The sequence below is a fragment of the Paraburkholderia suaedae genome, assembly GCF_040812055.1.
In the GTDB taxonomy this organism is placed as follows: Bacteria; Pseudomonadota; Gammaproteobacteria; order Burkholderiales; family Burkholderiaceae; genus Paraburkholderia.
Window position 1 is genome coordinate 359,884 of the sequence record NZ_JBFOAH010000004.1, and the last position, 17,795, is coordinate 377,678.

Annotated in this window: 16 protein-coding genes and 2 pseudogenes; 16 read left to right on the top strand and 2 right to left on the bottom strand. The window is 62.5% G+C overall.

All coding sequences use genetic code 11. The annotated features are described in order from the left end of the window. The 5 genes from ABQJ48_RS08905 (at position 1) to ABQJ48_RS08925 (ending at position 5,604) form a co-directional block, all read left to right on the top strand. Positions 1–1,023 carry an ABC transporter ATP-binding protein gene (locus ABQJ48_RS08905; protein WP_367837394.1) on the top strand — a complete coding sequence of 341 codons (1,023 nt, stop codon included), beginning with the start codon at positions 1–3 and terminating at the stop codon, positions 1,021–1,023. Then, positions 1,020–2,150 (top strand): ABC transporter ATP-binding protein, encoded by a 1,131-nt coding sequence (locus tag ABQJ48_RS08910; protein ID WP_367837396.1) that lies wholly within the window; start codon positions 1,020–1,022, stop codon positions 2,148–2,150. Before ABQJ48_RS08905 ends, ABQJ48_RS08910 begins: the two co-directional genes overlap by 4 nt. 104 nt (positions 2,151–2,254) lie before the next feature. After that, on the top strand, positions 2,255–3,757 hold the full coding sequence (locus tag ABQJ48_RS08915; RefSeq protein ID WP_367837397.1) for an ABC transporter substrate-binding protein: 1,503 nt from the start codon (positions 2,255–2,257) through the stop codon (positions 3,755–3,757). A 6-nt stretch (positions 3,758–3,763) separates the two neighbouring features. Further along, positions 3,764–4,708 carry an ABC transporter permease gene (locus ABQJ48_RS08920; protein ID WP_367837399.1) on the top strand — a complete coding sequence of 315 codons (945 nt, stop codon included), beginning with the start codon at positions 3,764–3,766 and terminating at the stop codon, positions 4,706–4,708. Continuing rightward, complete coding sequence (locus ABQJ48_RS08925) at positions 4,708–5,604, top strand: ABC transporter permease (RefSeq protein WP_367837400.1); 897 nt, start codon at positions 4,708–4,710, stop codon at positions 5,602–5,604. The genes ABQJ48_RS08920 and ABQJ48_RS08925 overlap by 1 nt, the downstream gene beginning before the upstream one ends. Positions 5,605–5,682: 78 nt before the next feature. On the opposite strand, the gene ABQJ48_RS08930 is transcribed toward ABQJ48_RS08925, so the two are convergent. Continuing rightward, positions 5,683–6,750: an SDR family oxidoreductase gene (locus tag ABQJ48_RS08930; protein WP_367837402.1), complete on the bottom strand. Its 1,068-nt coding sequence runs from the start codon at positions 6,748–6,750 to the stop codon at positions 5,683–5,685. Between the two features lie 141 nt (positions 6,751–6,891). Here ABQJ48_RS08930 and ABQJ48_RS08935 point away from each other — a divergent pair, with 141 nt between their 5' ends. The 9 genes and pseudogenes from ABQJ48_RS08935 to ABQJ48_RS08975 all read left to right on the top strand — a co-directional run bounded on the left by ABQJ48_RS08935 (position 6,892) and on the right by ABQJ48_RS08975 (position 14,842). Next, positions 6,892–7,182, top strand: a complete 291-nt coding sequence (locus ABQJ48_RS08935; RefSeq protein WP_367837404.1) for a hypothetical protein — start codon at positions 6,892–6,894, stop codon at positions 7,180–7,182. Positions 7,183–7,209: 27 nt separating this feature from the next. Further along, positions 7,210–7,917, top strand: a complete 708-nt coding sequence (locus tag ABQJ48_RS08940; RefSeq protein ID WP_367837405.1) for a dienelactone hydrolase family protein — start codon at positions 7,210–7,212, stop codon at positions 7,915–7,917. A gap of 571 nt (positions 7,918–8,488) precedes the next feature. Next, positions 8,489–8,986: a reverse transcriptase domain-containing protein gene (locus ABQJ48_RS08945; RefSeq protein WP_367837406.1), complete on the top strand. Its 498-nt coding sequence runs from the start codon at positions 8,489–8,491 to the stop codon at positions 8,984–8,986. A gap of 931 nt (positions 8,987–9,917) precedes the next feature. Beyond that, positions 9,918–10,277, top strand: a pseudogene (locus tag ABQJ48_RS08950) (ATP-binding protein); the annotation flags it as partial. Between the two features lie 90 nt (positions 10,278–10,367). After that, positions 10,368–10,590 (top strand): annotated as a pseudogene (gene ugpQ, locus ABQJ48_RS08955) (glycerophosphodiester phosphodiesterase); the annotation flags it as partial. A gap of 172 nt (positions 10,591–10,762) precedes the next feature. Then, positions 10,763–11,875 carry an ABC transporter substrate-binding protein gene (locus ABQJ48_RS08960; RefSeq protein WP_367837408.1) on the top strand — a complete coding sequence of 371 codons (1,113 nt, stop codon included), beginning with the start codon at positions 10,763–10,765 and terminating at the stop codon, positions 11,873–11,875. A gap of 137 nt (positions 11,876–12,012) precedes the next feature. Further along, positions 12,013–12,951, top strand: coding sequence for an ABC transporter permease (locus ABQJ48_RS08965; RefSeq protein WP_367837409.1), 939 nt, complete (start codon positions 12,013–12,015; stop codon positions 12,949–12,951). After that, positions 12,948–13,739 (top strand): ABC transporter permease, encoded by a 792-nt coding sequence (locus ABQJ48_RS08970; RefSeq protein ID WP_367837410.1) that lies wholly within the window; start codon positions 12,948–12,950, stop codon positions 13,737–13,739. Before ABQJ48_RS08965 ends, ABQJ48_RS08970 begins: the two co-directional genes overlap by 4 nt. A gap of 32 nt (positions 13,740–13,771) precedes the next feature. Next, a complete protein-coding gene (locus tag ABQJ48_RS08975; RefSeq protein ID WP_367837412.1) occupies positions 13,772–14,842 on the top strand; it encodes an ABC transporter ATP-binding protein in 1,071 nt (356 codons plus the stop codon). 345 nt (positions 14,843–15,187) lie between these two features. Here the strand turns inward: ABQJ48_RS08975 and ABQJ48_RS08980 are convergent, their stop codons facing one another. Further along, positions 15,188–16,009, bottom strand: coding sequence for an aldo/keto reductase (locus ABQJ48_RS08980; protein ID WP_367837413.1), 822 nt, complete (start codon positions 16,007–16,009; stop codon positions 15,188–15,190). Between the two features lie 151 nt (positions 16,010–16,160). Between ABQJ48_RS08980 and ABQJ48_RS08985 the strand changes: the two genes are divergently transcribed. Both ABQJ48_RS08985 and ABQJ48_RS08990 read left to right on the top strand, forming a co-directional pair. Further along, positions 16,161–17,123 (top strand): LysR family transcriptional regulator, encoded by a 963-nt coding sequence (locus ABQJ48_RS08985; RefSeq protein WP_367837414.1) that lies wholly within the window; start codon positions 16,161–16,163, stop codon positions 17,121–17,123. A 214-nt stretch (positions 17,124–17,337) separates the two neighbouring features. Continuing rightward, positions 17,338–17,586 carry a Txe/YoeB family addiction module toxin gene (locus ABQJ48_RS08990; protein WP_473094119.1) on the top strand — a complete coding sequence of 83 codons (249 nt, stop codon included), beginning with the start codon at positions 17,338–17,340 and terminating at the stop codon, positions 17,584–17,586. The last annotated feature ends 209 nt before the right edge of the window (positions 17,587–17,795 follow it).

The window sequence follows — 17,795 nt, forward strand, 5'->3', positions numbered from 1 at the left end:
ATGACCGATGCCGCCCGCCGCCCCGTTCTGGAGGTTCGCGGCTTTTCGTTGAAGTTCTCGCGCGCCGCCGAGGTGCCGAACCTCGTGCACGACGTGTCGTTCTCAGTCGGCACCGGCGAGACGCTATGCATCGTCGGCGAATCGGGCTGCGGCAAGAGCGTGACCTCGCTCGCGCTGATGGGTCTGCTCGCGAGCCCGCCTGCGCAACGCGTCGCCGGCACCGCGCACTTCGAAGGCAAGGACCTGTTTTCGCTATCCGAGCGGGAACTGGCCGATATTCGCGGCAACCGGCTGTCGATGATCTTTCAGGAGCCGATGACCTCACTGAACCCGGCATTCACGGTCGGCGAGCAGATCGGCGAAAGCATCCGGCGGCATCGCAATGTCGAGCGCGGGCAGGCGCGCGAGCAGGCGCTCGAGATGCTGCGGCTTGTGCGAATCCCGGCGCCGGAAACCCGGCTCGATGCGTACCCGCATCAGCTTTCCGGCGGCATGCGCCAACGCGTGATGATCGCGATGGCGCTCGCGAACCGCCCGCGGCTGTTGATCGCCGACGAGCCAACGACCGCCCTCGACGTGACGATCCAGGCGCAGGTGCTGTCGCTCGTGAAAAATCTGCAAGCCGAGACCGGTACCGCGATGGTGTTGATCACGCACGACCTCGGCGTCGTCGCGGAGGTCGCCGACCACGTGGCGGTGATGTATGCGGGACGCATTGTCGAATACGGCACCGTCGCCGATCTGTTCGACGACCCGCAACATCCCTACACGATCGGCCTGATGGGCGCGATTCCGTCGGTCGGCAAGCGCGAAGGCGCGCTCGCGACGATCCGCGGTTCCGTGCCTTCGCCCGAGTTCATGCCGCACGGCTGCCGCTTCGCGCCGCGCTGCCCGTTCGCCGAGCGACGCTGCATTGACGCCGCGCCGCCTGACAAGGTGATCGCCGGCGTGCATCGCGTCGCGTGCTGGCTCGCCCCGGTCGAACAGGTCGCCGCGCCGTTATTGCGCAAGGAAATCGCATGACGACGCCCACTATACCGACGCGGCGCGCGCAGCCGGCCTCGAATTCGCCGACGCCGATCATCGAGGCTCGCTCGCTGACGAAGCATTTTGGCGGTACCCGGCAGCTCTTCATGCGCACGCCAACCGTCTATGCAGTCAACGACGTGTCGTTCGCGGTCCAACCCGGCGAGACGTTCGCGATCGTCGGCGAATCTGGCTGCGGCAAGTCAACGCTGGGCCGCCTGCTGCTGCGTTTGATCGACTCGACAGACGGCCGCGTCTTCTATCAAGGTAAGGACATCACGCATCAGCAAGGCGCGCCGCTGCGGCGGCTGCGCCGCGAAATGCAGATCATCTTTCAGGATCCGTTCGCGTCGCTGAATCCCGGGATGACGATCGGCCAGATTGTCGGCGAGCCGATCGCGCTGCACGGGCTTGCGCGCAACAACGCCGAGCACCGCGAGCGCGTCGCGCAATTGCTGCGCACGGTCGGCTTGCAACCGGCCTACGCGGACCGTTACCCGCACGAATTCTCCGGCGGCCAGCGACAACGGATCGGCATCGCGCGCGCATTGGCCGGCGAGCCGAAGCTGATTGTCGGCGACGAGCCGGTCTCGGCGCTCGACGTCTCGGTGCAGGCGCAGGTGATTAATCTCCTCGAGACACTGAAACAGGATCTCGGCCTCACATTGATCATGGTCGCGCACGACCTCGCGGTCATCCGCCATATGAGCGATCGCGTCGCCGTGATGTATCTCGGCGAGATCGTCGAGCTGGCCGATGTCGATGCACTGTTCGACGCGCCGCTGCATCCGTACACGCAAGCGCTGCTGCACGCGATTCCGGCGAGCAGCCCGCACCAGCGCCGTGCGAAGCCTGCGTTGTCCGGCGATCTGCCAAGTCCGACCGCGCCGCCCTCCGGTTGCCGTTTCCATACGCGCTGTCCGCATGCGAAGCCGCATTGCACGCAAGCGCGGCCGGTCACCGAACGACTCGAGGATGGGCGGCAGGTCGCGTGCCACTTCTGGCGCGAGATCCAGAACGCGGGCGGCGCACCGCTGGCCACGAGCGTCAGCCCGAAATTGATCGAGCGGCTCGCGATCTACCGCGACCGCCAGACGGCGCTGGCCGCCGCCGGCGGCGACTGAGCCGGTGGTCGACATGAAATCCGAGTGCATAACCGAGCCGCGCGCCACGCCGCTGCCCCTTCACCACAGCGTTTTATGAATTCGAATACAAAGGGAAAGTCCTCATGCGAAGAATGTTGATTGCCGCGGCGCTCGCACTCGGCGCCACCGCCGCGATGGCCCAGACCGGTCAAACGATACGCATCGGCTTGCAGGACGATATCGGTTCGCTCGACCCCGCACGCAGCGTACAGCTCGTCGACCGGATCGTGTTTGCGTCGCTGTGCAATGCGCTGGTCGATATCACGCCCGACCTGAAGATCGTGCCGATGCTGGCAACGTCGTGGACCACCAGCGCCGACGGCAAGACGCTGACGTTCAAGCTGCGTCAAGGGGTGAAGTTTCAGGACGACGAGCCGTTCAATGCGGCCGCCGTCAAGGCAAACCTCGACCGCGACCGCACGCTGCAGACGAGCAACCGCAAGAGCGAACTGGCGTCGGTCGATCACGTCGACGTAATCGACGACTACACGGTTGCAATCGCGTTGAAGCAGCCAGACGCTGCGCTGCTCGCGACGCTGACCGACCGCGCCGGCATGATGCTCGCGCCGAAGACGCTGGCCGATCCGGCCGGCGTGGCCGCGCATCCGATCTGTTCGGGCCCGTACAAGTTCGTTCAGCGCGTGCAGAACGATCGCGTCGTGCTCGAGAAATTCCCTGGCTACTGGGACGCCGACAAATACGCGATCCAGCGCGTGATCTTCCTGCCGATTCCGGACAGTACCGTGCGCCTCGCCAATCTGCGCTCGGGTTCGCTCGACATGCTTGAGCGCCTCGCACCGTCCGATGTCGCGTCCGTCAAGAGCGACGCGAACTACCAGTTCGCGCCGGTCAGCGGCTTCGGCTACTACTACGTTACGTTCAATATCGGCAATGGCAAGCGCAGTAACGCATTGCTGAGAGACAAGCGCGTGCGGCAGGCATTCGAACTCGCAATTGACCGCGACGCGATCAACCAGGTGATCGGCGCGGGTATCTTCGCGCCGGCGAATCAGGCGGTGCCGAAGTCGAGCCCGTACTACAACGCGTCGCTGCCGATGACGCATCGCGACGTCGCGAAGGCGAAGGCGCTGCTGAAGGCGGCGGGCCACGAGCACGTCGACATCGAGTTCACTTACCCGAACAACACGGTGTCGAGCCAGATCGTGCAGATGATGCAGGCGATGGTCGGCGAAGCCGGCTTCAACCTCAAGCTGCGGCCGACCGACTATGCGACCGAGCTCAATGCCGCACACAGCGGCGACTTCGAGGCGATGTACCTCGGCTGGTCGGGCCGTGTCGACCCGGACGGCAACTTGCATCAGTTCAACACGTGCGCCGGCAACCTCAATTACGCGCATTACTGCAACCCCGAAGTCGACCAGTTGCTCGACGCTGCGCGCGTGAAACTGACCGCTGCGGACCGCAAAACGGAGTACGACGCGGCGTCGAAGCTGCTCGCCGACGACGATCCGATCATCTATGTCTATAGCCAGCCGTGGCCGTTCGAGCTGTCGAAGAAGGTGCGAGGCTTCACGTCCTATCCCGATGGCCTGATCCGTCTGCGCGGCGTCAGTGTCAAGGGCTGACCGATCATGCTGCGGATCATTGCAAATCGCGTGCTGGTCGCCATTCCGACGTTGATTCTCGTGTCGATGCTGATCTTTGGCCTCCAGAAGCTGCTGCCTGGCGATCCGGTGACGGCGATGGCGGGCGAAGATCAGGATCCGCAGTTGATCGCGTCGCTGCGCGTGAAGTACCACCTCGACGAGCCGGTGCCGACGCAGTATGCGCTGTGGGTCGGCGACGTCGTGCACGGCGATCTCGGCGCGTCGCTGCGCACCGACGTGCCGGTGACGTCGCTGATCGCGCAGAAGCTGCCGGTCACACTGCAGCTCGCGGCGATGGCGATGATCTTTGCAATCGGCATCGGCATTCCGGCGGGCGTTATCTCCGCCGCAAGCCGCGGCGGCGCGCTCGATTACGGCGCGAACGTCTTCGCGCTGTCCGGCATGTCGATCCCGAACTTCTGGCTCGGGATCATGCTGATCTTCATCGTGTCGGTGCGCTGGCATCTGCTGCCGTCGTCCGGCTACGTGTCGCCGACCGAAGACTTCTGGCTCAGCATCAAGACCATGCTGATGCCCGCGTTCGTGCTCGGCGCGTCGCTCGGCGCGCAATTGATGCGCCACACGCGCAGTGCGATGCTGAGCGTGCTGCGTACCGACTATATTCGGACCGCGCGTGCCAAAGGCCTGCTGCGCGGCACCGTCGTCGTCAAACATGCTTTTCGCAATGCGCTGGTTCCGATCGTCACCGTGCTCGCGCTGCTGTTCGGCGAACTGCTTGCGGGTGCGGTACTGACCGAGCAGGTTTTCACGATCCCCGGCTTCGGCAAGCTCATTGTCGATGCCGTGTTCAATCGCGACTACGCGGTCGTGCAGGGTGTCGTGCTCGTCACCGCGCTGTGCTTCATCGTCGTGAACCTGTGCGCCGACGTGTTGTACGTCCTCCTCAATCCCCGACTGAGACGCAGCTGATGGCTACTCCCGCCACCCCCGTTCACGCGTCGGCTGCTGCGTCGCAGACGACCGTACTGCCGCGCCGCAAGCGCCGCGCAGTCGTCAAATTCGTGCGCAATCGCGCCGCGGTGTTCGGCGCGGCGCTCGTGCTGCTCATCGTCTTGATGGCGGTATTCGCGCCGTGGCTGTCACATTACGACCCGGTGCAGGCCAGCTTCACAACCGTGCGGCAGGCGCCTTCGGCCGCGCACTGGTTCGGCACCGACGAACTCGGCCGCGACGTGCTGAGCCGTCTGCTGTGGGGCGCGCGTGCGTCGCTGCTGGCGGGCGTCGTGTCGGTCTGCATCGCGGTCCTGATCGGCGTGCCGCTCGGGTTGCTGGCCGGCTATTTCGGCAAGCTGGTCGACGGAGTGATCTCGCGAATCGCCGATGCGCTGTTGTCGATCCCGTTCCTGATTCTCGCCATCGCGCTCGCCGCGTTTCTCGGACCCAGCCTGACCAACGCAATGGCCGCGATCGGCATCTCCGCGATGCCGCGCTTCGTCCGGCTGACGCGCGGCCAGGCGATCACTGTGAAGGCCGAGGAATACGTCGAAGGCGCGCGGGCGATCGGCCTCGGCCACGCCCGGATCATCGTGCGGTACATCCTGCCGAATGTGCTGCCGCCGATTATCGTGCAGGCAAGCCTGACCATCGCGACCGCGATCATCGCCGAAGCGAGCCTGTCGTTCCTCGGGCTCGGGCAGCTGCCGCCGTCGCCGTCGTGGGGTTCGATGCTCAACATCGCGAAGGATTTTGTCAGTCAGGCGCCGTGGATGTCGATTTTTCCCGGCATCGCGATCTTTCTGGCCGTGCTCGGTTTCAACCTGCTCGGCGATGGTCTGCGGGACGCGCTCGATCCGCGCGAGTCGTAACCGGATTTCATCACCGCTTCAATGGGCCGACGGCGCTCGCTCATCACTTGCGTTTGAGTTTTCAAGGCCCGCTTCGGCTCATTGCGGAATGACCCGCTCCGCCTTCAGCCGGTCGAACAGCGCGAAGAACGCGTCGGGCGTGCTTTGATAATCGAGGAAGCCTGCCTTGCGGCTCTTCGTCATATCCGTCAGCACCTCCATCGGACGGCCGAGATCGGCGTCCGTATGCCACCACGATGCGAGCTTGCCGATGTCCGGCTCCTTCAGACCGAAGCGCGCCGCGATCTCGGACCACGGCTTGGCGGCGTTCCGCATACGGTCTTCCAGCGGACGCACCTCGCCGTCGAACGGGGCTGCTTCGATGCCGAAGTAGTCGGCGATACGCGACCACATCCACTTCCAGCGGAACACATCGCCGTTGACCACGTTGAAGTCTTCGTTGCGCGCGTTCGCGGATGTGGCTGCCCATTCGAGTTGTCGCGCGAGCAGCCTGGCGTCGGTCATGTCGGTGAGGCTGTTCCATTGCGCCCCCGACCCCGGGAAGATGAACGGCTGGCCGGTCTGCTTGCACAGCGATGCGTAAACCGCGAGCGTCACGCCCATGTTCATCGCGTTGCCGAGCGCATAGCCGATAACCGTGTGCGGACGATGCACGCTCCAGCTGAACCCATAGCGCTGCGCGGCTTCGAACAGGCGGTCTTCCTGCTCATAATAAAAGTTCTCGACGGCTTGCCGACCCTGTTCCTCGCGGAACGGCGTGATCGGCACCGCGCCGGTCGCATACGCCTCGAAGGGGCCCAGATAGTGCTTCAGGCCCGTCACGAGCGCGGCATGCACGAGCGTGCCTACCGGACCCACGGCGTCCATCACATGACGGACCATCGCGCCGTTCACGCGAATGTTTTCTTTCTCGGTGGCTTGGCGCGACCACACGGTGAAGAACACATGACTGAAGGGCTTGCCGGCTAGCGCGCCGTTGATGGCGTCGGGTGAACCGAGGTCGGCGGTGATGGCTTCGATCGCCGATGACACCGGCGTGCGGCCGCGCGAGACACCTGCCACATGCCAGCCGCTCGATAGCAGGCGCTCCGCGAGATTGCTGCCGACGATGCCGCTTGCGCCAATGATGAGTGCACGTTTATCCATGAGAGTAAATTCGTAAGGTGAAGGTGGGTGGACACGGCGTCGCCATGCGGGCGCTGTGCGGCGCCAAGCCTGGATCGTGACATGACCGTGGCGTATTGTTCCTGCCGGATCTGCGATTATCGGCCCGTTTGAAGACGGACGTTGGCGAGCGCGAACAACGCGTTCACGTATCTGTCGCCGCTGGTCGGCGGCTTCGGGGCGACCGTCATGATGGCGATGCGCGATCCGTCGGAAAACGACGGCAATGTGGACCGACGGTTGCTGTCTGACCGCCGCGTATCAGATCGACGGACTCAAGCTGTCATTCGCGATTGCTGCCCTTTTGGAAAGGATTCAGCGATGAATTGCAATGAAATCACCAGGCGGATCATCCGCCGCGCAGCCCGACGCGCGAGGGGCCTGCGCGCGCAATCCGCACCGGCGCTATGCTAGCGGCTTCATCCACCAGAGGAGTAACGCATGAAACAGTCAGCAGGTTCGATGATCACCTTCAGCCGCCCCGACGGTCAGCAGGTTCAGGGTTATCTGGCCAAGCCGCAGAAACTGGAAGGGGCGCCCGCCATCGTCGTGATTCAGGAATGGTGGGGCTTGAACGATCAGATTCGCGGCGTCGCGGACCGGCTCGCGCAGGCCGGCTATCTGGCGCTCGTGCCCGATCTCTACCGTGGCAAATCGACGCTGGAAGAGGAAGAAGCGCACCATCTGATGAGCGCACTCGATTTCGGCGACGCCGCCACCCAGGACGTGCGCGGCGCCGTCGAGTATCTGAAGCAGCACGCGGCGAAAGTTGCCGTGACCGGCTATTGCATGGGCGGCGCGCTCACCTGGCTCTCTCTGTGCAACATTCCCGATGTGGCGGCTGCGGTGGCGTGGTACGGCTTCCCGCCGCTGGAATACATCGACGCGTCGAAAATCAAGGTGCCGGTGCTCGGCCACTGGGCTTTGCAGGACGAGTTTTTCTCCGCTGAGACGGTCGATGCGTTGGAGAAGAAGCTGACCGAAGCCGGCGTCGAGGTCGAGTTCCATCGCTATCTCGCGCATCACGCGTTCGCGAATGAAACCGCCGTTGGGCCGGGCCGCATCGCTAAGACCCAGTTCGATCCGGTCTGGTCGCAGCTCGCATGGGACCGCACGCTGACGTTTTTCGGCCGCACGTTGTGGAACTGAGCGGCTCGAAGTAAGAGCGTGGCTAGCTCGCCGGTCATGGCTTTCAACGCGTGACGGCGGCGCATTCAATCGCGTCCGCAAAAGCCGCTCGACGCGATTTTCCGCGCGAGCGGTCACACTGATCAAGCAGATGGCAGCCGGCGTTCTCAACGTCGGATAGGGCGAAGCCTGCCCGGATAACGGGCCGACCGCGAGTGGGTTAGAAAAGGACCGGAACGCATCGTTGCTTTCGAAAACGCGGATGCGCTGTCCAACCTCGCTGAGATCTGTTGCGCCCGCGAGATATGCGCACGTCGCCTGTGTTCGGCTGCGTCCATCCATGCGTAGATCAGCTCCAGAATGAAGGGAATCATGATGATGCTCCTCACGATAGTTCGAGCGGACCGGAACGTCACGTCCTGGCTATCCTGGTGAGATCAGGCCGACCCAACCGTTTCGTCATTTGCCGCGCGCCGCATGACCGGTGCCAGCGCGTGGCCGATGCGTTCCCTCTGCGCAGGCGCAATCAGGCTTTGCAGCAGCTCCGAGAAGTGGGGCTGTGTGACGCCCGACCATCGGCCGCCTCGCCGTCATGAGGCGCCAGTCCCAGGTCGTCGAACCGATCCTCGATCCGATATTCCACGAGGATTCCTATGGATATCGGCCGGGTCAGTCGGCTAAACAGGCGATTGCCGTGACCTCCAAGCGTTGCTGGCAGTATGACTGGGTTGTTGAGTTTGACATCAAGGCGGCGTTCGACCAGATCGATCATGCGTTGCTGTTAAAGGCGGTGCGAAGCCACATCAAGGAAGACTGGATTCCGCTGTATATCGAGCGGTGGCTGACTGCGCCGTTTGAAACTGCAGACGGGATAAGCGTGCCCCGGGCGCGCGGTACACCCCAAGGTGGTGTGGTCAGTCCGATCTTGATGAATCTGTTCATGCATTACGCGTTCGACAGCTGGATGCGTCGGACTCACCGTCACTCTCCCTTCGCGCGCTACGCCGATGACGCGGTCGTTCTGCCGCATGGTCTTCAGAAGAGTCGGCCTCGCGGCGGCCAGAGCGGAGTATTTCCGCCGCTGTCGTGAATCGCTCGCGTCCGGCGTCGGCCCGCGCTAACCGTCACACGCTTTCATCCGACGCTCAAGCTCGTCAATATCCTTCGAAGCTGTGAGGTCGCAGCATCCCAAGCGTGCGGCGCTCATGCGATCCGAGTGGCTATGCCTTTGGGGTTCGTTGTCGCGTGGACTGGCAGCACCGGGGAGATATTGCTGGACCTGGCTAGAGAAGTGGAATGGTCGACACCCGGCCATTGCCATCGTTACATGCGTATTACGACTGCACTTTTTCAACACCAGGATGCGGTTAGGGGAAACCACTATTCTTCCAAAAATGCCCGTCCCTTATTTTGTTCTTCTGTTGATCCCGGCATAACCATTTGATGGCGGCCGTTTCGCTTCCTGCCCTCGGTTGAGGACTGCCGGATATGACTGCCATGTACGGTTGCATTCATTTCGAACGCGCAACCGCTTTCGTCGACTAGCGCGATGGTTCCCGGTCCACGTCTTTTTCAGGGAAACGATGACCGCCGGAACTCGTAAAAGCGGTTTTTCCTCGCTCGGGCCAATCTCCTGGGGCACCCATCTGTGTCACTTCTACGCATCACGAGGCGAATTACTCAGTGTCACGGCGGAATTTCTGCACGCCGGTCTCACCAATTGCGAAGCCGGCGTATGGGTCGCGCCGGCGTTGCTGGGACTGCCCAACATGAAAGTCGGCCGGCGGGCCGAACCGGTTGCGCGACAGCGGGTCTCCGCGGTCAGCGAGCCGACCGGCGAGGAAAGTCAACAACCAGCTATCGGGCCGATGATCGGCCATGAGATTCGCAATGCAATTACGCCCCTCGGCCTGCTTGCCCGTCTGCTGAACTCGCAGTATGGCCACGACGATCAGCTCACGCGGTATGCGCTGGTGCTGTCGCGGCAAGCAAATCTGCTGGGTCAGTTGGCCCAGCAGTTGATGGCTCCCCCCCATGCGAAGCGTGCGAGCCCACCGGAGCCAGAGGGCGAGGCGCCACCGGGACCCGCAGCGGACACGCGGACGGCGCATCCAGCGCACGTCAACGTCGACGATTTGCTCGTCCATTGCATTGAGGTGGCCGAAGCGGGTGTCCCCCGGCATGCGCCGATCCAACTGACGGAAAGCGATGCGTCACTACCGGTGCACGGCGACTTCGGCAAGCTGACGCAGGTGTTCGTCAACGTGATGGTGAACGCGCTCAAATATTCCTCGGCAACAGATGCCGTCACGGTGATGGCGGCTCGCGCCGCGCGCTACTGCCATATCAGCGTGCGCGACAATGGCATCGGCATCGCGCCGCGCGAGCGCGACTGCCCGCTGTCCAGTCAGGCTGTGCAAGCGCCGTCGCGCTCGAACGCAAAGGCTTCCGCTTCCGTGTCCATCTTTGTCGCGCCGTCGCTGCAACGCGGCATGCTGTTCGAAGAGGGGGGAGCGGACTGGCTGCGCATCGTACGTGAACTGGACCGCGTGTCGCTGCACGCGAGTCACCGGTATCTGAGCGAGCCGCTGGTCGCGCAGATTTGCGCGGCCGGGATGCGCGTGCTGGCCTACATGGTGAACGTATTCCGCGCGTGCACAACTGCGCGCGCAATGGGGCGTCGACATGATTTAGAGGAATCGCATCGACAGACTGCGACACGACATGTTGTCCATGCCGGCCAACCTGGCCTGGACACGACGCGGGTGCGCGGGTGCGCGGGTGCGGCTGTGCGCTGGCGCGGGCTGTGGAGTTCAAATCAGAAGGTTTCCAAACGTAGCAATTTCGGCACAGGATGGGGAAGACTATGAACCGCACCGCGTTAGCTCGTTTACTTTCGCTGTCAGCCGTCGCAGGTGTCGCCGCCGCGGGCGTCGGCAGCGCTTCGGCCGCGCCACTCGACGCACTGATCGCCGCTGCGAAGCAGGAAGGCCAGCTTACCGTGATCGCATTGCCGCACGACTGGTGCAACTACGGGCAACTCGTCGCGGGCTTCCAGCAGAAGTACGGCATCAAGATCAACGAACTGAATCCGGATGCGGGGTCGGGCGACGAAATAGAAGCCATCAAGGCGAACAAGGGCAACAAAGGTCCGCAAGCGCCGGACGTAATCGACGTGGGCCTGTCGTTCGGTCCGTCCGCGAAGGCTGAGGGCTTGCTGCAGCCGTACAAGGTCGCAACGTGGAACGCGATCCCCGCGGAGTCGAAAGATGCCGACGGCTACTGGTACGGCGATTACTACGGGGTGCTGTCGTTTGAAGTGAACGCCGACATGATCGACAAGGCGCCGTCTGACTGGAGCGATCTGCTCAAGTCCGACTACAAGAACGCCGTCTCGCTGGCGGGCGACCCGCGCTCGGCCAATCAGGCGATCGAGGCTGTGTATGCAGCCGGCTTGTCGCAAAGCAAGGGCGACGCCGGCAAGGCGGACCAGGCCGGCCTCAAATTCTTCGCCGACCTGAACAGGAACGGCAATTTCGTGCCGGTGATCGGTAAGGCCGCGTCGCTCGCGCAAGGCACTACGCCGATCATCGTACGCTGGGACTACAACGCGCTCGCCGACCGCGACACGCTGAAGGGCAATCCGAAGGTCCAGGTGATGATTCCGAAAACAGGCGTGGTCGCCGGCGTGTACGTTCAGGCAATCAGCGCGTACGCGCCGCATCCGAACGCGGCCAAGCTGTGGATGGAGTATCTGTACTCGGACGAAGGCCAGATCGGCTGGCTGACGGGCTACTGCCACCCGATGCGCTACAACGAACTGCTGGCCGCGAAGAAGGTGCCGCAAGCGCTGCTCGACAAGCTGCCGCCGCCGTCGTCGTATAAGAACGTGGTGTTCCCGACGCTGCCCCAGCAGGACGCCTCCAAGGACACCATCACGAAGCACTGGAACGACGCAGTCGGCGCGAACGTCAAGTGAGCGGCGTGGCTAAAGTCGTCGCGGCTCTCGAGCGTATGCGCCGCGATGTCGAACCAAAGCGAAAAGTTGTGCCGTCGCGCGCCGCTCATTCCGGGTGGCGCGCGTTCGCGTTAGCCATAAAGCCCAAAGGGTAAGCTATGAGCGCTTCATCGGATGCCGGGTCGGTGCAGCCGGAATTGCTGGTTCCACCAGCGCCTACACCAACGCCTCGCGTCGACGGTCCTGGCCGCGCGTCGCAGTGGCTCGCGTGGATCGGCGTGATGCCGTTCTTCACGTTTGCGCTGATGTTCCTGATTCTGCCGACCGGCTTTCTGATGATCGGCGCGTTCCAGGACTCGCAAGGCCACTTCACGCTCGCCAATTTCCGCGAGCTGTTCCAGCCGACCGTGATGGACGCTTACTGGATCAGTTTCAAGGTGAGCGCCGCGTCGGCGCTCGGGGGCGCGCTGATCGGTTCGCTGCTCGCGTGGGCGGCGGTGCAGGGCAAACTGCCGGGCTGGATTCGTCCGACCTTGATGACGTTCTCCGGCGTCGCGTCGAACTTTGCCGGCGTGCCACTCGCGTTCGCGTTCATCTGCACGCTGGGGCGGGTCGGGCTCGTCACGGTACTGCTGAAGAAGTATCTCGGCTTCAATCTGTACGCGACGGGATTCAGCATTCTGAGTTTCTCCGGTCTGACGCTGACCTACCTGTACTTCCAGATTCCGTTGATGGTGCTGATCGTCACGCCCGCGCTCGACGGCCTGAGGCGCGAGTGGCGCGAGGCCTGCGATTGCCTCGGCGGTACTCCGTATCAATACTGGCGCTACGTCGCGCTGCCAGTGTTGTGGCCGAGCGTGCTCGGTGCGACGCTGCTGCTGTTCGCCAATGCGTTTGGCGCGGTGGCCACGGCTTACGCGCTGACCGGCAGCTCGCTGAATATCGTCACGATCCTGCTGTTCGCACAGATTCGCGGTGACGTGATGCACAACCAGAACCTCGGCTATGCGCTCGCGCTAGGGATGGTGCTCGTGACCGGCCTGTCGAATGGCGGCTACATCTGGCTGCGTTCGCACGCCGAAAGGGGGCGTCGATGAAAAGCCAGTCGCGGGTGGGAGCATGGACCGCGGTGATCGTCGGTTCGCTGTACTTTCTGATTCCGTTGATCGCGACGTTCGAGTTCAGCTTGCGAATGAAGCGCGGCACGTACAGCTTCGAGGCGTATCGCATCGTGCTGGCCGATCCGCATTTTCAGGCTTCGTTCGGCTACTCGATTCTGATGGCAATCCTGACGATCGTCGTCGGCCTGTTGCTGGTGGTGCCGACCGCTTACTGGGTCCAGTTGCGTTTGCCGAAGCTGCGGCCGGTCGTCGAATTCATCACGCTGTTGCCGCTGGTGGTGCCGGCGATCGTGATTGTGTTCGGCTATTTGCGCATCTATAACAGCAGTTCGATTGTGCCGTTCACCGGCAACGAGCGCGCGACCGATCTGCTGCTGGTGTTCGGCTACGTGACGCTGTCGCTGCCATACATGTACCGCGCGGTCGACGCCGGCCTGCGCGCAGTCGACGTGCGCTCGCTCACCGAAGCGGCAGAGTGCCTCGGCGCGAACTGGCCAACCATTCTGTTCAAGGTGATTTTCCCGAATATCCGCTCGGGCATTCTGTCAGGCGCGTTTCTCACCTTTGCCGTGGTGATCGGCGAGTTCACGTTGGCGAGCCTGCTCGACCGGCCCGCGTTCGGCCCGTATCTGCAATTGATCGGCGCGAACCGCGCCTATGAACCGTCGGCGCTCGCGATCATTGCGTTCGCGATCACGTGGGCATCGATGGGTTTGATTCAGGTATTCGGCTCGGCCCGCGCGTTGAGCGGCCAGAACATTTGACGCAGTGAGTCTGCACACTGAGGCAGCGAATCATGGCATTCCTTGAGATCGAAAACCTGAACAAGTCGTTCGGGGCGAACACGGCGCTGCATCACTTCGATATGCAGATCGAACGCGGCGAGTTCGTCACGTTCCTCGGGCCGTCCGGTTGCGGCAAGACTACCGTGCTGAGGATGATTGCCGGCTTCGAAACGCCGACGCGCGGCATCATCCGGATCGACGACCAGGACGTCACGCACCTTCGCACGCGGCACCGCAAAGTCGGCATGGTGTTTCAGGCGTATGCGCTGTTTCCGAACATGACCGTCGCCGACAACATCGGCTTCGGGCTGAAGGTTGCGCATCGGCCGCAGGCGGAGATCAGCAAGCGCGTCCACGAGATGCTGGAACTGATCAAACTGCCGCAGCTCGGCGAACGTTATCCGTGGCAGCTGTCGGGCGGCCAGCAGCAGCGCGTGGCATTGGCGCGCGCGCTGGCCGGCAAGCCGCAAGTGCTGCTGCTCGACGAACCCCTGTCGGCGCTCGACGCGAAGATTCGCATTTCGTTGCGTCAGGACATTCGCGCGTTGCAGCGCGAACTCGGCATCACGTCGATTTTCGTCACGCACGATCAGGAAGAGGCGCTGTCGATTTCCGACCGCATCGTCGTGATGAACGAGGGCCGGGTCGAGCAGATCGGCTCGCCGTCCGAGATCTACAACTATCCGCGCACGCGCTTTGTCGCGTCGTTCGTCGGCACGCTGAACATTCTGGCCGGGCACGTGGTCGATGCGGCGACCGGCAGGATGGCGGTGGACGGTCAGGAGTTGACCACCACCCAGGCACTGCCGGCGGACGACGCGGGCAAGCGGCGTCTGCTCGCGCTACGGCCCGAGGCGATCGTGCTGGAGCCGGCCTCGCCTGGCCGCAACACGCTGAACGCGACCGTCGAAGAGGTGAATTTCCTCGGCGCGGTTGTGCGCATCAGAACGCGCGTGAAAGACGCGGTGATTTCGCTCGACGTGTTCAACGACCCGAATCGCGGTTTGCCCGAACGGGGGCAGCCCGTCTCGCTGGGTTTCTCGCATGAGAATCTGCTGGTGCTGGAGGAGGGCGGCGTCTAGCAACCAGCCGCGCGGAGCGGTCGCGTCGGTCACCGGCGGCGCGTTGTTCTTTACGTATTTCGGCGTCGTCGCGGGTCCCGCCCGCCTTCGGCTATCTCGCCGATCGGACCGGCAGCCTCGCGTTCGCCTACGTTGCTCTCAATGTGGTACCGTGCATCGCGCTCGCGCTGCTGTGCCTGCTAAACGCCCGATGCGGAAGCGTGCGGCCGGTCAGCGCGAATGCCGACCGCCGTTCACGCGAGGGTCCGAAGTCCTGTGGGCGGATGTCGATGAATCATCACCCATTGCGCCCTGGCGCTGCAATGATAACTAGCGGATGGACTGCCTGCCAGTCGAAGGCAATGGTTACGCATCCCATTCCGGCGCGAAAGGCGGGCTGACGAAACGGTGGTCCTTCGGCAACACCGCTATGGCGTGCCGGTCATCATCGTCGAGTCTCACCGTCAGCGCGTCGAGATTGGATTGTTGACTTTCGCGCCGTTGAGCCTTGGGAATAACGGCCACCCCTTCCTGTTCCAGAAGCCACGCAAGAGCAACCTGGGCAGCGGTCACGCCATGCTTGACGCCGATTCCCTGAAGTACGGGGTCGCTCGCTGCCCGGCCTTGTGCAAGCGGGGCATAGGCGACCAGTGGAATGCCTTTCTCGCGCAAGTAGGTCAGCATTTTCGACTGGTCCAGAAACGGATGGTATTCAATCTGGTGGCAGGCGATGGGTGCGTCGATTTCCTCGACTGCTGTTCGGAGCATCGCCAGGTTGAAATTGCACACACCGATTGAGCGAACTGTGCCGTTCTGCAGAAAGCCTTGCATTGTCTCCATGACCGCGCCGAGGTCCATATCACGCGACGGCCAATGCACCATGTACAGGTCAACATAGTCGACGCCGAGCTTGCCGAGGCTGGCGTCCAGTGCGCGACGGAGGGACTCTGGCTTGAGGTTCTCGTGCCATACCTTGGTCGTCAGGTGCAGTTGCTTGCGCGCGAGACCCGAGGCAGCAATTGCGCCGCCTACGGCTTCCTCGTTCTGATACATCTCGGCGGTGTCGATATGTCGATATCCGAGCTCCAGTGCACGTTCGACTACCGGCTGGCAATCCGCACCCGGCATACGGTAGGTGCCGAGTCCGATGCGCGGCAGTTCAATGCCCTGTGTCTTCAAAACTTTCATTCATCCTCTCCCAGACTGGTTCAGGTCCGCAGCGCAAGCCGCCGCAGCGTTCAGGCGGACAATCTCTCATTTTCTGATTGTTGAATAAAGTACACGCTGTTCAAATCACTCGTGACTAAACTATCGGAATGAGACTGGCATTGGAGGCAATATGACGTTTGATGGTCGGCTGTTTTCTGGCATCACCGTACTCGCAGCAGTCGCGGAGAGCGGCAGTTTCGTGCGCGCAGCAGACGCCTTGGGATTGTCACCATCGGGCGTTAGCCGTGCTGTTTCACGCCTCGAGAAGCGGGTAGGCGTGAGGCTCCTAGACCGGACGACCCGCTCGCAGACGCTGACCGACGAAGGTAGGCGTCTATTTGACGCGGTTGGCCCGCATCTGACAGGCATCGAAGAGGCGGCTGCGGCGGCGTCGGGTTCCGCGAATGTTGTGCAGGGAAAGCTTCGCGTAAACGTCGACCCGTTCTTTTCAAGAACGGTGCTGGCGTCACGATTGCCAGATTTTCTGGCACACCATCCTGACCTCTCGCTCGAACTCATCATGCGCGACGACGTTGGCGACCTGGTGGCAGATGGATTTGACCTCGCAGTACGTTTTGGACCCCCGCCAATGGGAACCCTGATTGGACGCAAGTTACTCGACACGCGCATCATTACAGTCGCATCTCCACGGTATGTGGCTGAGTACGGACAGCCAGGAAAACCGGAGGAGGTGAGGAAACATCAGCGAATCATGTTTTATAACCCGGTGACTGCAAAGCCCTTCGAGTGGGAGTTTCATCGGGGCAAGAAGGTCACGGAGATTCCCGCGGAGGGGCGATTGCTCGTGTCGGACGTGGAAACGATGCTCGGCGCGTGTATCGCCGGCGCTGGGATCGCCCAGGTGATGGAGATTGGCGTCGAGCAGGCCATGCGTGATGGCTTGCTCGTGGACCTCTTCCCGGACTGGTCGGACGAAAGATTTCCGCTATACGCGCTCTTTCCCTCACGGCGGCATCGAGCTGCGAAAGTTGAGGCGTTTATCAATTTCTGCCTTGAGTCATTGTCGGCAGCGGCGCCCGTTAGGCACCGTCAGATAAGCCCCCGGGTGGAACGCCGGCAGCGGAAAAACTAAGGCGAGCACCTCGCGGCCACCGTGACGATTGATATCAATGCGGCGCACGAAGTCCAGTCTCTTGCGACACTCACCACTGCGACGAGACGTAGCTGACGGGGTGCATGCTCAATAGTCAGCCGATCGGATTCTATTCTCCGCCACGGATTGTGCAGTACGCAAAATATAAGCTACGCCCGTCAAGTTGACAGAGGCGCGTCAAGGGCTTTTTGCAATCCTCGAAGGCCTCGAAGGACGTCTTCCCCCTGGTGCGAAAATTCACCTCTTCGGAAAGACGTTAAGGCGCATCAATCAACTCATCAAGGATGTGCAGCGTTCGCCATTTGAGGGCATCGGTAAGCCTGAGCCGTTGAAGGAAAACTTGACGGGTTTTTGGTCGCGCCGCAACGATGAGACAAATCGCCTGGTCTACGAGGTTGACGGCACACAGATCAACATAATTTCGTGTCGCTACCACTACTGAAGCAAGGGTGAACATCGATGACGTCCTTGGCTGACACAGCCCGGCCTTGGCGGCAAGACACCGGATTGGTCGGTCCTCGCGCGAAGTGAACTGCTGCAGAAATCCTGGACAGAAATGAGTGTTAGTGTTTCGGAGCAATTTTCCCCACAGCACGGGAGGTTGGCGATGAAACACCAACAGTATTCGGTGGAGCAGATTGTGGCCGCGCT

Bases quoted from the DNA above. Each gene is read 5' to 3' on its own strand.
- ABQJ48_RS08905 (WP_367837394.1), top strand. From the start codon at position 1: ATGACCGATGCCGCCCGCCGCCCCGTTCTGGAGGTTCGCGGCTTTTCG.
- ABQJ48_RS08910 (WP_367837396.1), top strand. From the start codon at position 1,020: ATGACGACGCCCACTATACCGACGCGGCGCGCGCAGCCGGCCTCGAAT.
- ABQJ48_RS08915 (WP_367837397.1), top strand. From the start codon at position 2,255: ATGCGAAGAATGTTGATTGCCGCGGCGCTCGCACTCGGCGCCACCGCC.
- ABQJ48_RS08920 (WP_367837399.1), top strand. From the start codon at position 3,764: ATGCTGCGGATCATTGCAAATCGCGTGCTGGTCGCCATTCCGACGTTG.
- ABQJ48_RS08925 (WP_367837400.1), top strand. From the start codon at position 4,708: ATGGCTACTCCCGCCACCCCCGTTCACGCGTCGGCTGCTGCGTCGCAG.
- ABQJ48_RS08930 (WP_367837402.1), bottom strand. From the start codon at position 6,750: ATGGATAAACGTGCACTCATCATTGGCGCAAGCGGCATCGTCGGCAGC.
- ABQJ48_RS08940 (WP_367837405.1), top strand. From the start codon at position 7,210: ATGAAACAGTCAGCAGGTTCGATGATCACCTTCAGCCGCCCCGACGGT.
- ABQJ48_RS08945 (WP_367837406.1), top strand. From the start codon at position 8,489: ATGAGGCGCCAGTCCCAGGTCGTCGAACCGATCCTCGATCCGATATTC.
- ABQJ48_RS08960 (WP_367837408.1), top strand. From the start codon at position 10,763: ATGAACCGCACCGCGTTAGCTCGTTTACTTTCGCTGTCAGCCGTCGCA.
- ABQJ48_RS08965 (WP_367837409.1), top strand. From the start codon at position 12,013: ATGAGCGCTTCATCGGATGCCGGGTCGGTGCAGCCGGAATTGCTGGTT.
- ABQJ48_RS08970 (WP_367837410.1), top strand. From the start codon at position 12,948: ATGAAAAGCCAGTCGCGGGTGGGAGCATGGACCGCGGTGATCGTCGGT.
- ABQJ48_RS08975 (WP_367837412.1), top strand. From the start codon at position 13,772: ATGGCATTCCTTGAGATCGAAAACCTGAACAAGTCGTTCGGGGCGAAC.
- ABQJ48_RS08980 (WP_367837413.1), bottom strand. From the start codon at position 16,009: ATGAAAGTTTTGAAGACACAGGGCATTGAACTGCCGCGCATCGGACTC.
- ABQJ48_RS08985 (WP_367837414.1), top strand. From the start codon at position 16,161: ATGACGTTTGATGGTCGGCTGTTTTCTGGCATCACCGTACTCGCAGCA.